12 protein-coding genes are annotated in these 13,680 nt (G+C 70.3%); 8 read left to right on the forward strand and 4 right to left on the reverse strand.

All coding sequences use genetic code 11. The annotated features are described in order from the left end of the window. The first annotated feature begins 134 nt into the window (after nucleotides 1-134). The 3 genes from PGB34_RS21390 (at nucleotide 135) to PGB34_RS21400 (ending at nucleotide 3,016) form a co-directional block, all read left to right on the forward strand. Nucleotides 135-941 (forward strand): PhaM family polyhydroxyalkanoate granule multifunctional regulatory protein, encoded by an 807-nt coding sequence (locus PGB34_RS21390; protein ID WP_271430132.1) that lies wholly within the window; start codon nucleotides 135-137, stop codon nucleotides 939-941. Between the two features lie 67 nt (nucleotides 942-1,008). Continuing rightward, complete coding sequence (locus PGB34_RS21395) at nucleotides 1,009-2,292, forward strand: FIST signal transduction protein (RefSeq protein ID WP_271430133.1); 1,284 nt, start codon at nucleotides 1,009-1,011, stop codon at nucleotides 2,290-2,292. A 100-nt stretch (nucleotides 2,293-2,392) separates the two neighbouring features. Continuing rightward, complete coding sequence (locus PGB34_RS21400; RefSeq protein ID WP_271430170.1) at nucleotides 2,393-3,016, forward strand: glutathione S-transferase family protein; 624 nt, start codon at nucleotides 2,393-2,395, stop codon at nucleotides 3,014-3,016. 12 nt (nucleotides 3,017-3,028) lie between these two features. Here the strand turns inward: PGB34_RS21400 and PGB34_RS21405 are convergent, their stop codons facing one another. Further along, nucleotides 3,029-3,799 (reverse strand): helix-turn-helix domain-containing protein, encoded by a 771-nt coding sequence (locus tag PGB34_RS21405; protein WP_271430134.1) that lies wholly within the window; start codon nucleotides 3,797-3,799, stop codon nucleotides 3,029-3,031. 121 nt (nucleotides 3,800-3,920) lie between these two features. Here PGB34_RS21405 and PGB34_RS21410 point away from each other — a divergent pair, with 121 nt between their 5' ends. From PGB34_RS21410 to PGB34_RS21425, 4 genes are all read left to right on the forward strand, one after another. Next, nucleotides 3,921-4,781, forward strand: a complete 861-nt coding sequence (locus PGB34_RS21410) for a hypothetical protein (protein ID WP_271430135.1) — start codon at nucleotides 3,921-3,923, stop codon at nucleotides 4,779-4,781. A 92-nt stretch (nucleotides 4,782-4,873) separates the two neighbouring features. Next, nucleotides 4,874-6,823, forward strand: a complete 1,950-nt coding sequence (locus PGB34_RS21415) for an MFS transporter (RefSeq protein ID WP_271430136.1) — start codon at nucleotides 4,874-4,876, stop codon at nucleotides 6,821-6,823. 18 nt (nucleotides 6,824-6,841) lie between these two features. Further along, nucleotides 6,842-7,966: a serine endopeptidase gene (locus PGB34_RS21420; protein ID WP_271430137.1), complete on the forward strand. Its 1,125-nt coding sequence runs from the start codon at nucleotides 6,842-6,844 to the stop codon at nucleotides 7,964-7,966. 123 nt (nucleotides 7,967-8,089) lie between these two features. Beyond that, nucleotides 8,090-8,473, forward strand: a complete 384-nt coding sequence (locus PGB34_RS21425) for a DUF3597 domain-containing protein (RefSeq protein WP_271430138.1) — start codon at nucleotides 8,090-8,092, stop codon at nucleotides 8,471-8,473. Nucleotides 8,474-8,559: 86 nt separating this feature from the next. Here PGB34_RS21425 and tgt read toward each other — a convergent pair whose 3' ends face one another. Together tgt and queA are read right to left on the reverse strand one after the other, a co-directional pair. After that, nucleotides 8,560-9,732, reverse strand: coding sequence for a tRNA guanosine(34) transglycosylase Tgt (gene tgt / locus PGB34_RS21430; protein ID WP_271430139.1), 1,173 nt, complete (start codon nucleotides 9,730-9,732; stop codon nucleotides 8,560-8,562). Between the two features lie 7 nt (nucleotides 9,733-9,739). Continuing rightward, complete coding sequence (queA, locus tag PGB34_RS21435) at nucleotides 9,740-10,795, reverse strand: tRNA preQ1(34) S-adenosylmethionine ribosyltransferase-isomerase QueA (RefSeq protein WP_271430140.1); 1,056 nt, start codon at nucleotides 10,793-10,795, stop codon at nucleotides 9,740-9,742. A gap of 50 nt (nucleotides 10,796-10,845) precedes the next feature. Here queA and recG point away from each other — a divergent pair, with 50 nt between their 5' ends. Continuing rightward, on the forward strand, nucleotides 10,846-12,993 hold the full coding sequence (recG, locus tag PGB34_RS21440) for an ATP-dependent DNA helicase RecG (RefSeq protein WP_271430141.1): 2,148 nt from the start codon (nucleotides 10,846-10,848) through the stop codon (nucleotides 12,991-12,993). Nucleotides 12,994-13,005: 12 nt separating this feature from the next. Here recG and PGB34_RS21445 read toward each other — a convergent pair whose 3' ends face one another. Next, a complete protein-coding gene (locus PGB34_RS21445; RefSeq protein ID WP_271430142.1) occupies nucleotides 13,006-13,638 on the reverse strand; it encodes a LysE family translocator in 633 nt (210 codons plus the stop codon). Between the last annotated feature and the right edge of the window lie 42 nt (nucleotides 13,639-13,680).

Here is a 13,680-nt window from a genome sequence, read left to right on the forward strand (position 1 = left end):
CACCGCATTGTGCCAAGCGCGCGTGGGTTCGGGCCGCCCGGGCGGGCAGGAAAAGGCGCGCGGCGGCTGCGTTAAGCTGGCAGCCCGCAGACCCGGAAGCTGCCTGCCTGTCCCACACTTTCAGGAGACCCGCCATGACCGATGCCGCCAAGCCCTTCGCCTTTTCGCAGTTCGTGCCCGGCTTCGATTTCCTGCGCAGCCTCACGGGCGCAGGGGCCGGTGGCGCCGTGCCGGGCCTGTCCGGGCTGTCGAGCTGGGTGGCGCCCACGCTGAGCGTGGAAGAGCTGGACAAGCGCATCCACGAACTCAAGACCGTGCAGTACTGGCTGGAGCAGAACGTGCATGCGCTCAAGGCCACCATCCAGGCGCTGGAGGTGCAGAAGATGACGCTCTCCACCCTGCAGGGCATGAACGTGCGCATGGAGGACCTGGCCAACGCCTTCACGCGCAGCACGGCCAGCGCCGCCGCGGCCATGCGCGAGGCCGCCGGCCCCGGCCCTGCTTCGGCTCCGGCCCCGCAAAGCAGCGCGGCGCCCGAGCCCGAGCCTCAAGCCGAGGTCGAGGCCGAGGCCGCCGCCGAAGCCCCGGCGCCCGAAGCCGAAGCGGTCGAGCCCCCGTCCGCGAAGAAGAAGGGCGGCGCCAAGGCGGCGCCCGGCGCTGCCGGCGTGGTGGACACCTTGCAGTGGTGGAACTCGCTGACCCAGCAGTTCCAGCAGATCGCCAGCCACGCGATGCAGGACGCCGCGCAGCTGCGCATGCCCATCGTGCCCGGCGTGGCCCCCGCCGCGGCTGCAAGCCCTGCGGCGTCGAAGAAGGCCGCCGCGGCCAAGCCTGCCAACAAGCCCACCACTGCTGCGCGCAAGGGCGCCGGCGCGCCGAAGGCCAAGGGCGGCACGCGCGCCACGCCCGCGCGCAAGTCACCGGCCGCACCGCGCCGCTGACGCCGGTGGCCGGCCGGCGATGAATTCCTGTTGATACGGGCGCTGCGGCGCCTTGCATGACTCCCTGATGAAACTCTTTCCCTCCGGCCATGCCACCCATCCGCAGTGGCCCATGGCCGCCGGCCTGGTGCTGGCCCAGCTGCGCGCCCAGATGGCGCAGCCCGACTACGCGAGCCAGCCCACGCTGGGCCTGCTCTACATCACCGACCACTACGCCTCGCAGGCCGAGCAGATCCTCGCCCACCTGCGCGAAGCGCTGCCCGAAGTCACCGACTGGGCCGGCACCGTGGGCCTGGGCGTGGTGGCCAACAACGTCGAATACATCGATGAGCCGGCCATGAGCGTGCTGCTGTGCGCGCTGCCGGCCGGCCAGTTCCGCGTGTTCTCGGGTGTGGCGCCGCTGGGGCACGGGAACGAAGGCGATGGGCCTGCCGCAGCAGGCTTCCGTGCGAATACCGCGCTCGTGCACGCCGACGGCGAAAGCCCCGAGCTGCCCGAGCTGGTGGCCGAGGTGGCCGGCCGCACCGGCACCGGCTATCTCTTCGGAGGCCTGTCGTCGGCGCGCCAGGGCGCGCTGCAGTTCGCCGCAGGCGAAGGGCAGGGGGCCGCAGGCGGCGTGCTGCGCGGTGGCCTTTCGGGCGTGGCCTTCGGGCCGCAGGTGCGCGTGCTCTCGCGCGTCACCCAGGGCTGCCAGCCGCTGGGCGTGGAGCAGCAGATCACCGCGGCCGACGGCAACCTGATCCTCACGCTCGACGGCGAGCCCGCGCTGGACCGGCTGCTGGAGACGCTGCAGATCTCGCTGGAAGAGCCCGAGCAGGCGATCGCCGCCGTGCGCGCCACTCTGGCCGGGCTGTCGTCGCCGGGCGAGGGTGAGGACACCCACCGCACCCGCAGCCTGGGCAACGACACGCGCGTGCGCCACATCATCGGCCTGGACCCGAACCGGCGCGGCGTGGCCGTGGCCGACGAGGTGCAGCCCGGCATGCACCTGACCTGGTGCCGGCGCAATGCCCAGGCCGCACGCGCCGACCTGATGCGCATCTGCGCCGAAATTCGCGAGGAGCTCGAGCCCGAGGAACAGCCGCTGGACGTGGCCCGGGCCATGGCGGCAGGGGAGGCCGACGCCGCGCCCCACCTGGCGCGCCGCATGGCCGGCGCCGTGTACGTGAGCTGCGTGGGCCGCGGCGGCGCGCACTTCGGCGGCCCCCACGCCGAGCTGCAGATCGTGCGCCACGCACTGGGCGACGTGCCGCTGACCGGCTTTTTCGCCGGCGGCGAGATCGCGCGCCACCACCTGTATGGCTACACCGGCGTGCTGACGGTGTTCGTGGTGGACGAGCGGGGCGATTAGGGCCGGTTGGCTGGTGAGCGGCGTGGTTTCCCACTAGATTCGGAAGCCCCCCGCTGCGGCGGATCCCCTTTTCTTGTTCAAAAGCCAGATTGAAAAAATGATGCAACTGATCGGCATGCTCGACTCGCCCTACGTGCGGCGCACGGCCATCTCGCTCGAACTGCTGGGTCTGCCCTTCGCGTCCAGGCCCGTGTCGGTGTTCAGGCAGATGGAAGCCTTCGCGGCGATCAACCCGGTGATCAAGGCGCCCACCCTCGTGCTGGAGGACGGCACGGTGCTGATGGATTCGCACCTGATCCTGCTGCATGCCGAGGCGCGGGCCGGCGCGGCGCGCAGCCTCTGGCCGGCCGACCCCGCGCAGCAGCCGCGCGCGCTGCGCCTGGCCGGGCTGGCCCTGGCGGCCTGCGACAAGGCCGTGCAGGCGGTGTACGAGCGGGAGCTGCGCCCGGCCGAGAAGCAGCATGCACCCTGGCTGTCGCGCGTGCAGGCGCAGATGCACGCGGCCTGGGGCGAGCTGCAGGCCGAGCTGCAGCAGGCGCCCGCGCCCGGCGCCGCGGGCGGCCAGCCCATCGGGCAGGCGGGCATCTGCATGGCCGTGAGCTGGCACTTCACGCAGCAGTTGCTGCCCGGCATGGTGTCCGAAGAAGCCTTCCCGCTGCCCGCCGCGTTCTCGGCCCAGGCGGAATCGCTCGCGGCCTTCAGAGCCTGGCCGCACGCCTCCTGAGCGCGCGCGGCTTCAGCGCGAGGCGCCGCCGCGCGCCGCCGGCGTGGCCTGCGTGCGCCGCAACTGGGTGAACCACTCGAACTCCCAGTTGCGCATGCCCAGCAGCAGGGTGTAGCCCTCTCGGTCCTGCGGCGAAAGCTTCTGGTCGGTCTGGTGCTGCTGCGCGAAGTCCTGCGCCACGCGCTGCAGCCGCTCCAGAAAGGCCGGCGCCAGCGCGCGGCTGATGGAGCCATGCACCAGCAGCAGCCCTTCGGCCGGGCCGCCGAAGCCGCCGCGGTAGTAGTCCATCACCACATGCTCGCGGAAGAAGTCCATCACCGGGCCGTGCGGGCGCCAGCGGAAGGTCTTGGCCAGCTTCAGGCGGTAGCGGTTCAGGGGCCGCAGCTCGATGATGCCGATGCGGTCCAGCTGCACCAGGCACGCAATGCATTCGGGCTCGCTGATGCGATAGGCCGCCACGATCTGCTCCAGCGTCCACTGGCTCAGCACGCTGATGGCCACCAGCAGCAGCTTGCGGTCGCGCACCACGGCGCGTTCCTGCTCCACCGACAGTTCCTTGAGCAGCGGCTGCGCGTCGGCCACGCGCCGCGCCAGGTCGGCAAAGTCCATCTTCAGCGCGCGGCAGATCGCGTCCACGCGCGACAGCGGCATGTCGCCCTTGGCCAGCATGCGCTTGACGCTGGACTCGGCCATGCCCAGCAGCCGCGCGAGGTCTGCATAGGTCATGCGGGCCGACTTGAGTTCGTTCTTGATGGCCTGGACCAGGTCGATGGAGGTGCTCATGCGGGCGATGGTACAAAAAATCGATACCAGTGAGCCGGAATTTCGCAGCCGTATCGATCCGTAGGCCCTTTTCAGAGGGGTGCTGCCTACAGTCGCGCCACTGTTTTGCAGGAGAGCGCCGATGCCGTCCCCGTCCCTTGCCCTGAGCCATGCGCCGCGTCGGCGCCGCCCGGTCTACCGTCTGTTGCGCCGCTGGCGCGCCACCTGGAGCCGCCGCGAACGCACGCTGGCCGGCGTCTTCGCGCTGCTGTTCATGCTGGCGCTGCTGGCCCCGGCGCTGGCCACGCCGGCTCTGGCGCTGGGCAGCTTTGCCGATGACCGCGCCTGGCGCAGCCTGCCGCATGCGATGGATGTGCTGAGCAACCTGCCGTTCGCGCTGCTGGGGCTGTGGGGCCTGTGGCAGCTGCGGCATGTGGACGGCCCCGAAGGCCGCGTGCCGGGCAGCACGCTGGACTGTGCGTGGCTGTTCTTCGTTGGCCTGCTGAGCACGGCCGCCGGCTCGGCCTTCTACCACCTGGCGCCCGACACGCTGCGTCTGGCGGCCGACCGTGCGGGCATGGCCGTGGCCTTTGCCGGGCTGATCGGCCTGGCCGTGTGCGAAAGGGTCTCGCTGCGCGCCGGCTGGGCCACGGCCTGGGTCGCGCTGGCTGGCGGCCTGCTGGCGGCTGCCGTGCATGCCGACACGGGCAACGTGCTGCCCTGGGCGCTGGTGCAGTTCGGCGGCATGGGGCTGGTGCTGTGGCTGGCGTGGCTGAAGCCCGTGCCCGGCGCGGCCGGCCTGCGGCTGGGCTGGGTCATCGGCTGCTATGCGCTGGCCAAAGCCTTCGAGCTGGCCGATCACGCGGTCTACGAATGCACGGCGCAGGCCATTTCGGGCCATACGCTCAAGCACCTGGTGGCGGCCGGCGCGGCCTGGCCCGTGCTGCAGATGCTGGCACGCCAGCGCCGCCAGGGGGCTGCTGCACAATGCCCGGGCCGCTGACCGGCTTCACCGGCACCCCTGCCACCACAACCAGAAATTGCACGGCGCCGCAGCGCGGCTGCAGGCGCCCCGCCGCGAGGGAAAGGTCATCCATGAGCACCACGGCTTCGAACCCGACGCAACCGGGGGCCAACGCGCACGCCAACCAGTTCGCGCTGCTCGCCCAGCGGCGCTTCGCGCCCTTCTTCTGGACGCAGTTCGCGGGCGCGGCCAACGACAACCTCTTCAAGTTCGCCTTCACCGTGATGGTGACCTACCAGCTGCAACTGAGCTGGCTGCCGCCTGCGCAGGCCGGGCTGGTGATCGGGGCGCTGTTCATCCTGCCCTTCCTGCTGTTTTCGGCCACCGCGGGCCAGCTGACCGACAAGTTCGAGAAGGTGGCGATCATCCGCTTCGTCAAGAACCTGGAGATCGCGATCATGGTGCTGGCCGCCTGGGGCTTCTGGGCCGCGCAGGTGCCGGTGCTGCTGGGCTGCGTGTTCCTCATGGGGCTGCATTCCACGCTCTTCGGGCCCGTGAAGTTCGCCTACCTGCCGCAGGTGCTGGACGCGCGCGAGCTCACCGGCGGCAACGGCATGATCGAGATGGGCACCTTCGTGGCCATCCTGCTGGGCCAGGTGGCCGGCGGGCTGCTGGTGGCGCTGCCGGGCATCGGCCCCACGGTGGTGGCGCTGGCCTGCGTGCTGCTGGCGCTGGCGGGGCGCGCCACGGCGCAGGCCATTCCGCTGACGGTGCCCACCGACCCGGGCCTGGCCATCAACTGGAACCCGGTCAGCGAAACCTGGCGCAACCTCAGGCTGGCCCATGGCAACCGCGTGGTGTTTCGCTCGCTGCTGGGCATTTCGTGGATGTGGTTCTTCGGCGCGGTGTTCCTGTCCAACTTCCCGGCCTTCGCCAAGGACGTGCTGCATGGCAACGAGCAGGTGGCCTCGCTGCTGCTGGTGGTGTTCTCGGTGGGCATCGGCATCGGTTCGCTGCTGTGCGAGGTGCTCTCGCGCCGGCAGGTGGAGATCGGCCTGGTGCCGCTGGGCGCCATCGGCATGAGCGTGTTCGCCATCGACCTGTACTTCGCCTCGCGCGCGCTGCCCGCTGCGCCGGTGATGGGGCTGGCCACCTTCCTGGCGCAGAGCGCGCACTGGCGGCTGATGGCCGACCTGGCGCTGCTCTCGCTCTTCGCGGGGCTGTACAGCGTGCCCATGTACGCGCTGATCCAGTTGCGCAGCCAGCCCACGCACCGCGCGCGCATCATCGCGGCCAACAACATCCTCAATGCGCTGTTCATGATCGGCAGCTCGCTGATCGCGGGCGCGCTGCTGGCCGCGGGCCTGAGCATTCCGCAGATCTTCCTGATCACCGGCATCGCCAACGCGCTGGTGGCCTTCTACATCTTCCTGCTCGTGCCCGAATACCTGCTGCGCTTCGTGGCCTGGGTGGCCTCGCGCCTGGTGTATCGCTACAAGGTGCGCGGCGACGAGCACATTCCCACCGACGGCCCCGCGGTGCTGGTGTGCAACCACGTGAGTTTTGTCGACGCCGTGCTGCTGATGGCCGCCAGCCCGCGCCCGATCCGCTTCATCATGGACCACCGCATCTTCAAGGTGCCGGTGCTGGGCTGGCTGTTCCGCCTGGCCAAGGCCATTCCCATCGCCGCGCAGAAGGACGACCCGCAGGCCTACGAGAAGGCTTTTGCCGAAGCCGTGGCCGTGCTGCGCGAGGGCGATCTGCTGGGCATCTTCCCCGAAGGCGCGATCACGCGCGACGGGCAGCTTCAACCCTTCAAGGGCGGCGTGATGAAGATCCTGGAGATGGCGCGCGCCCAAGGCGTTCAAGCCCCCGTGGTGCCCATGGCGCTGACGCAGCTGTGGGGCTCCTTCTTCAGCCGCATCGAGGTGCGCGAGGGCCAGAACGTGGCCATGGTGCGGCCCTTCCGCCGCGGCTTTTTCAGCCGCGTGGGGCTGAACATCGGCGCGGCCATGCCGCAGGCCGAGCAGGCGCCACAGGCCATGCAGCAGCGCGTGGCCCTGCTGGCACAGACCTCCTGAACGGAGACTTGATCGCATATGAGCAAATCGCTGCGCCTTTCCGAAAAATGGTTCCGCCGCGGCCTGTGGCTGGTGGCTTTCGTCTTCGCGGGCTTCTTGATTGGCCTGGGCGGCACGCTGGTGAGCGACCTGCCACGCGTGGAGCGGCCGCTGGAGTTGTCGCAGTTCATGCCGGCCGGCGAGGGCGAGCGCCTGCGCGCCGAAATCGAGCAGGCCGACACCGGCCTGGACCAGGTGCGGCGCGAGATCGACCAGGCCGCCCTGGCGCTGGATGCGGCCGAGCAGAGCAGCCGCAATGCGCGCGAGACCTTCTCGAACTGGCTGTCCACGCGGCGCGCCACGCAACTGCCCGCGCAGGACACCGAGCTGATCCAGCGCACGCAGGCGCTGGACGCGCTCAAGGCGGCCGAGGCCCAGGCGCAGGCGCGCGTGAGCACCTTGCGCCGCCAGCGGCTGGACCTGAGCCAGGCCCGCGAAGCCAGCGTCCATCAGTTGCAGACCCTTGAGGCCGAGGCCGGCGAGCAACTGCGGGCCGAGCGCCGCCGCGTGGAGCTGCGCGTGTTCCTGTACCGGCTCGCGCTGACGCTGCCGCTGCTGGCCCTGGCCGGCTGGCTGTTCGCGAAGAAGCGCCAAAGCCCGTGGTGGCCCTTCGTCTGGGGCTTCATCCTGTTCGCGCTCTTCGCCTTCTTCGTCGAGCTGGTGCCCTACCTGCCCAGCTACGGCGGTTATGTGCGCTACATCGTGGGCCTGCTCATCACGGCGCTGGTGGGGCGCTATGCCATCGTGGGCCTGCAGCGCTACCTGGCACGCCAGCGGGAGGCCGAAGCCCATTCGGCCGAGCAGCGGCGCGAGGCCCTGGGCTACGACACGGCATTGGCGCGCCTGGCCAAGGGCGTGTGCCCGGGCTGCGAAAGGCCGGTGGACCTGAAGGCTGCCGCGGCGGGCCAGGCCACCGGCGGCGCGCTCAACTTCTGCCCGCATTGCGGCATCGGCGTGTTCGACCATTGCGGCCACTGCCAGGCGCGCAAGAGCGCCTTCTCGCGCTTTTGCCCCGACTGCGGCGAGCCGGCCAAGTCCGGCGGCCAGCTGCCCGCGGCGGCCGGCACATCGCCGGACGGAGTGGGCATTCTGCACGGTCAGTAGTGCTTGCTTACCAAAGGCGTCGCCCTTGAGTGTTAGAACTACGGCCTGCGCTGCAACCGCGCGCAGTCCGAGGCTGGCCTGGCGATCCGCCGCGCCGCCACTCGAACAACGAGGAGTTGATTCATGAGCTTTTTCGGCAAGATTTTTTCCAAGATTTTTCCGTCCGCCAACGCGGCCGAAGTGGTGGCCGCGCCGCCCGCGCCCGCTGCTGCGGGCGCGCCGGCCGTGCCGGCACCGCCGCCTTCCATCCCGCTGGGGGACGTGGCGCCCATCCTCGACGCCATGCCCGGCGCAGCGGCCCTGAACTGGCGCACCTCCATCGTCGATCTGCTCAAGCTGCTGGGCCTGGACAGCAGCCTGGCCGCGCGCAAGGAACTGGCCAACGAGCTGATCTACACCGGCAACGACGAGCCCGGCTCGGCCGCCTGGAACATCTGGCTGCACAAGCAGGTTATGAGCCGAATCGCGGCCAACGGCGGCACGCTGCCACCCGAGCTCAAGGACTGATCGTCTTTCTCTGAGCCCTGAAAAAACAAACCCGGCCTCGGCCGGGTTTGTTGCTTTTGGAGCTTTTGAAGGAGGAGGGCCGCGCCTCAGACCCCGCGCGCCCGCTCGGCCTTGAAGCGCGCGCGAAAGGCCGTGTAGCTGCCCGCGTCCAGCGCCTCACGCACCTCGCGCATCAGGTTGAGGTAGTAGTGCAGGTTGTGCACCGTCGTCAGCATGGGGCCCAGCATTTCGCCGCAGCGGTCCAGGTGGTGCAGGTAGGCGCGGCTGAAGCCCTGACGCCCGCCCTGTTCCCAGCTCACGCCCGAGGTGCCGGCGCAGGCGTAGCAGGTGCAGCTCGGGTCCAGCGGCTGATGGTCCGTCTTGTGGCGCGCGTTGCGCACCTTCAGGTCGCCATAACGCGTGAAGATCGTGCCGTTGCGCGCATTGCGCGTGGGCATCACGCAGTCGAACATGTCCACGCCGTCGGCCACGCCCTGCACCAGGTCTTCGGGCGTGCCCACACCCATCAGGTAGCGCGGCTTGTTGGCCGGCAGCAGGTGCGGCGTGTGGGCCATGATCTCCAGCATCTCGTCCTTGGGCTCGCCCACCGAGACGCCGCCCACCGCATAGCCCGGGAAGTCCATCTCCACCAGCGCGGCCAGCGATTCCTCGCGCAGGTGGGTGTACATGCCGCCCTGGACGATGCCGAACAGCGCGTTGGGGTTGCCCAGGCGCTCGAACTCGGCCTTGGAGCGCAGCGCCCAGCGCCGGCTCATCTCCATGGACTTGCGCGCCTCGGCTTCGGTGGTCTTCTTGCCGTTGGTTTCGTAGGGCGTGCATTCGTCCAGTTGCATGACGATGTCCGAGTTCAGGATCGTCTGGATCTGCATGCTGACCTCGGGCGACATGAAGAGCCTGTCGCCGTTGACGGGGCTCTGGAAGTGCACGCCTTCCTCGGTGATCTTGCGCATCGCGCCCAGGCTCCAGACCTGGAAGCCGCCCGAGTCGGTGAGGATGGGCTTGTTCCACTGCTCGAAGCCGTGCAGCCCGCCGAAGGACTGCATCACGTCCAGGCCCGGGCGCATCCACAGGTGGAAGGTGTTGCCCAGGATGATCTGCGCGCCCATGTCTTCCAGGCTGCGCGGCATCACGCCCTTGACGGTGCCATAGGTGCCCACGGGCATGAAGATGGGGGTCTGCACCACGCCATGGTTGAGCGTGAGCGTGCCCCGGCGCGCGTGGCTGTCGGGGTCGGTGGTCAGCAGGTCGAATTGCAGCATGGTGGGGTCAGTGGTGTGCGCGCGCAAGCAGCATGGCGTCGCCGTAGCTGAAGAAGCGGTAGCGCTCGCGGATGGCGTGGGCGTACAGCGCCATCACGCGCTCGTAGCCGGCCAGGGCGCTCACCAGCATCATCAAGGTGCTCTTGGGCAGGTGGAAGTTGGTGATCAGCAGGTCGACATGCGCAAAGGCGAAGCCGGGCGTGATGAAGATCTGCGTGTCGCCGCTGGGCTGGCCGCTGGCAGCCCAGGATTCGAGCGTGCGCACGGTGGTCGTGCCCACCGCCACCACGCGGCCGCCGCGCGCGCGGCAGTCGGCAATGGCCTGCTGCGTGGCCGCGGGCACTTCGTAGCGCTCCGAATGCATGGTGTGCTCGGCGATGTTCTCGGCCTTCACGGGCTGGAAGGTGCCCGCGCCAACATGCAGGGTGACGCTGGCGCGCTGCACGCCGCGCGCCTCCAATTGGGCCAGCAGCGCCTCGTCGAAATGCAGCGCGGCCGTGGGCGCGGCCACGGCGCCGGGCACACGCGCGAACACGGTCTGGTAGCGGCGCTCGTCGTCTTCGGAATCGCCGTGTTCAATGTAGGGCGGCAGCGGCACATGGCCGCAGCGCGCCATCAGCGCATACGGGTCTTCGCCGGCCGGGCTTTGAAAGGCAAAGCGGAACAGCGGGCCGTTTTCTTCGGGCCAGCGCCCCAGCAGCGTGGCCGTGAAGCCACCGACCATGTTCAGCACGGTGCCCACCGGGGGCTTCTTGCTGACCTTCATGTGGCAGACCACTTCCTGGCCCATCAGCACGCGCTCGACCAGCAGTTCAAGCTTGCCGCCCGTGGGCTTCTCGCCAAACAGGCGCGCCTTGACCACCTGGGTGTCGTTGAACACCAGCAGGTCGCCCGCCTGCAGCAAGTCTGGCAGCTCGCGGAAGATGCGGTCGGTCGGTTGAAGGGGATCTGGGCCGGTGCCATCGAGCAGCCGCGAGGCGCTGCGTTCGGGGGCCGGGTGCTGCGCCACCAGTTCGGGGGGCAGCGAAAAGTCGAAATCGGAAAGCGTGAAGGAGGAGCGCATGCGCTTGAGGGCTGGACGAGCCCGTGCCAAGAGGAGGGCAGAATTCTCCCATGCCCGCCCGCAAGAAAGCCGACAAGCCTGCCGATGCCGCGCCGCCGCCGAGCGCCGGCGTTGCAGCCCCGCCGGGCAGCGGCGAGAACGCCACCCAGCGCGCGCTCAGGAAGCTGGGCCTGGTGCGCGACATCGACTTCGCGCTGCATCTGCCCATGCGCTACGAGGACGAGACGCGCCTGCAGCAGCTGGCCCATGCACGTGATGGCGATACCGTGCAGGTGGAGGGCGTGATCGTCGACAGCGAGGTGGTCTACCGCGCGCGTCGCCAGCTGATCGCCACGCTGGACGATGGCAGCGACACGGTGCAGCTGCGCTTCTTCAACTTCTACCCCTCGCAGCAAAAGCAGCTGGCGCCCGGTGCGCGCCTGCGCGTGCGCGGCGAGGTGCGCGGCGGCTTCGTCGGTCGCACCATGATGCAGCCGGTGGTGAAGGCCGCGGGCACGCCGCTGCCGCTGGCGCTCACGCCCGTCTACTCCACCATCGCGGGTCTGCCGCAGCCCGTGCTGCGGCGCGCGGTGCAGGCCGGGCTGGCGCGCGCACCGCTGGATGAACTGCTGCCCGAGGCGCTGCGTCCGCATGGGGCTTGGGGGCTGCGCGAGGCCCTGCGCTTTCTGCATCACCCGGCGCCCGATGTGGCGATGGCCGCGCTCGAGGATCGCAGCCACCCGGCCTGGTTGCGCGTGAAGGCCGATGAGCTGCTCTCGCAGCAGCTCTCGCAGCTGCAGGCGCGCCGCGCGCGCGAGGCCCAGCGCGCGCCCGTGCTGCAGGCCGATGCGACGCAGCCGCAATCGCTGCATGCACGCTTGCTGGCCGCGCTGCCTTTCGCGCCCACGGGCGCGCAGGCCCGGGCCGATCAGGAGATCGCGGCCGACCTGGCCCGCGTGCGGCCCATGCACCGGCTGCTGCAGGGCGACGTGGGCTCGGGCAAGACCCTGGTGGCGGCGCTGGCGGCGGCGCGTTGCATCGACGCGGGCTTCCAGTGCGCGCTGATGGCGCCCACCGAAATCCTCGCGGCCCAGCACTTCGGCAAGCTGGTGGGCTGGCTCGATCCGCTGCTGGCCGCGCAGGGCCTGCGCGTGGCCTGGCTCACCGGCAGCCAGAAGAAGAAGGAGCGCGAGGCCATGACGGCGGCCGTGGAAAGCGGCGAGGCGGCGCTGGTCATCGGCACCCATGCCGTGATCTCGGACAAGGTGCGCTTCGCGCGGCTGGCGCTGGCCATCGTGGACGAGCAGCACCGCTTTGGCGTGGCACAGAGGCTGGCCCTGCGCGGCAAGGCCGGCGAAGCCGCGCAGCCCGGCCAGGCCCTGGAGCCGCATCTGCTGATGATGAGCGCCACACCCATCCCGCGCACCCTGGCCATGAGCTACTACGCGGATCTGGACGTGTCCACGCTCGACGAGCTGCCGCCCGGGCGCACGCCCATCGTGACCAAGCTGGTGGCCGAGCACCGGCGCGACGAGGTCATCGACCGCATCCAGGGCCAGCTCGCGCAGGGGCGGCAGATGTACTGGGTGTGCCCGCTGATCGAGGAAAGCGAGGCCGTGGACCTGCGCAACGCCACCGCCACGCGCGACGAACTGGCCGATGCATTGGGGGACGCGGTCAGGGTCGGCTTGCTGCACTCCCGCATGCCCACGGCCGAGAAGCAGGCCGTGATGGCCGACTTCAGCGCCGGCACCCTGCATGTGCTGGTGAGCACCACGGTGATCGAGGTGGGCGTGGACGTGCCCAATGCCTCGCTGATGGTGATCGAGCACGCCGAGCGCTTCGGCCTGTCGCAACTGCACCAGCTGCGCGGGCGCGTGGGACGCGGCGCGGCGGCCTCGGCCTGCGTGCTGCTCTATGCCACCGGCGACAGCGGGCGCGTGGGCGAGGCCGCGCGCGCACGGCTCACGGCCATGGTGGAGACGGCCGACGGCTTCGAGATCGCGCGGCGCGACCTGGAGATCCGCGGCCCGGGCGAGTTCCTGGGCGCGCGGCAGTCGGGCGCCCCGCTGCTTCGCTTTGCCGACCTGAGCACCGATGCGCGCCTGCTGGAGTGGGCGCGCGACGTGGCACCGCAACTGCTGGACCGCCACCCGCAGGCCGCGCAGCGGCAGGTGGACCGCTGGCTGGGCACGCGCGCCGAATACCTCAAGGCCTGATCTGCGCGCGGTTCAGGTGCCGGGCCGGCGCGTGGCCGCCAGCAGCAGGCCGAAGCCGATCATCATGCTGCCGCTGGCGCGGTTGAACCAGCGCATGGCGGCGCCGCCGCTGGCCAGCCGGCGCACGCGCGCGCCCAGCAGCGCATACAGCACGATGGCCACCACCTCCAGCAGCAGGAAGCTCAGGCCCAGCAGCAGATAGCTCGTCGCATAGGCGTCGGGCGCCACGAACTGCGGAAAGAAGGCCGTGAAGACCAGAATCGCCTTGGGATTGCCGATGGCGACGGCGAACTCCTGGCGCGCCAGCGCGCGCAGGTCGGGGGCCCGTGCGGCGTCGGTCGCTTCGGCCAGGCCCTGCGGCGCGGGTGCGCGCAGCAGCTTGATGCCCAGCCAGATCAGGTAGGCGGCGCCCAGCCACTTGACGATGTTGAAGGCCAGCGCCGAGGCCGCCAGCAGCGCGCCCATGCCCACACCCGCCACCGCGATCATGAGCGCGAAGGCCAGCAGCCGCCCGCTGGCCGCCAGCACGGCCGGGCCCACGCCCCAGCGCGCGCCGTTGCCCACCGACAGCAGGTTGTTGGGGCCGAAGGCCAGGTTCAGCGCGAAGCAGGCGGGCAGGAACAGCAGGTAGGTGGCCAGGCTCATGGCGGTCTTTTCGAGGGGATCGGCGGATTCTCGCGCCTGCTG

Origin of the sequence: Xenophilus arseniciresistens, assembly GCF_028023875.1 — a bacterium.
Taxonomy (GTDB): domain Bacteria; phylum Pseudomonadota; class Gammaproteobacteria; order Burkholderiales; family Burkholderiaceae_C; genus Xenophilus; species Xenophilus arseniciresistens.

Bases quoted from the DNA above. Each gene is read 5' to 3' on its own strand.
- tgt (WP_271430139.1), bottom strand. From the start codon at position 9,732: ATGCTGCAATTCGACCTGCTGACCACCGACCCCGACAGCCACGCGCGC.
- PGB34_RS21400 (WP_271430170.1), top strand. From the start codon at position 2,393: ATGCAACTGATCGGCATGCTCGACTCGCCCTACGTGCGGCGCACGGCC.
- PGB34_RS21405 (WP_271430134.1), bottom strand. From the start codon at position 3,799: ATGAGCACCTCCATCGACCTGGTCCAGGCCATCAAGAACGAACTCAAG.
- PGB34_RS21425 (WP_271430138.1), top strand. From the start codon at position 8,090: ATGAGCTTTTTCGGCAAGATTTTTTCCAAGATTTTTCCGTCCGCCAAC.
- PGB34_RS21395 (WP_271430133.1), top strand. From the start codon at position 1,009: ATGAAACTCTTTCCCTCCGGCCATGCCACCCATCCGCAGTGGCCCATG.
- PGB34_RS21390 (WP_271430132.1), top strand. From the start codon at position 135: ATGACCGATGCCGCCAAGCCCTTCGCCTTTTCGCAGTTCGTGCCCGGC.
- PGB34_RS21445 (WP_271430142.1), bottom strand. From the start codon at position 13,638: ATGAGCCTGGCCACCTACCTGCTGTTCCTGCCCGCCTGCTTCGCGCTG.
- recG (WP_271430141.1), top strand. From the start codon at position 10,846: ATGCCCGCCCGCAAGAAAGCCGACAAGCCTGCCGATGCCGCGCCGCCG.
- PGB34_RS21415 (WP_271430136.1), top strand. From the start codon at position 4,874: ATGAGCACCACGGCTTCGAACCCGACGCAACCGGGGGCCAACGCGCAC.
- PGB34_RS21410 (WP_271430135.1), top strand. From the start codon at position 3,921: ATGCCGTCCCCGTCCCTTGCCCTGAGCCATGCGCCGCGTCGGCGCCGC.
- PGB34_RS21420 (WP_271430137.1), top strand. From the start codon at position 6,842: ATGAGCAAATCGCTGCGCCTTTCCGAAAAATGGTTCCGCCGCGGCCTG.
- queA (WP_271430140.1), bottom strand. From the start codon at position 10,795: ATGCGCTCCTCCTTCACGCTTTCCGATTTCGACTTTTCGCTGCCCCCC.